This window comes from Aquicoccus porphyridii (assembly GCF_008369105.1).
Lineage (GTDB): Bacteria > Pseudomonadota > Alphaproteobacteria > Rhodobacterales > Rhodobacteraceae > Aquicoccus > Aquicoccus porphyridii.
Genome location: NZ_VINQ01000243.1, coordinates 1 through 353, shown reverse-complemented (window position 1 = coordinate 353; position 353 = coordinate 1). Strand labels below are relative to the sequence as shown.

The window sequence follows — 353 nt, the reverse complement described above, 5'->3', positions numbered from 1 at the left end:
AGGACACCCGCCAGGCGGTGATCGAGGCGCGCAGCCAGGGACTGGTGCCCTTCTGCATCACCATCGACAAGGAGGCGGCGGACTACCTGCCCTACCTGTTCGGCGCCGACGGCTTCGCGCTGGTCGAGCGCGCCGGGCAGTTGCCCGAGCGCCTGCTCCAGCTCTATCGGCGCCTGCGCCGCTGAGATGCCTCAGGGAGCATCGCGCGGCAACCAGAGCATCATGCCCAGGCAGAACAGCGCCAGCCCGACGCAGAACCAGGCGAAGCGCCGCTGCCGGCGACCCTGGAGCTGGTGCTGGGAAGCGCTGGGCAGCGGCATGCCGCACTGTTCGCAGGCGCTTTCCGCGCCTTC

1 protein-coding gene is annotated in these 353 nt (G+C 70.3%); it reads left to right on the top strand.

The features are described 5' to 3' along the window. Positions 1-185 (top strand): hypothetical protein (locus FLO80_RS24355; protein ID WP_188078423.1); only part of this gene is annotated, 185 nt, incomplete at its 5' end. Between the last annotated feature and the right edge of the window lie 168 nt (positions 186-353).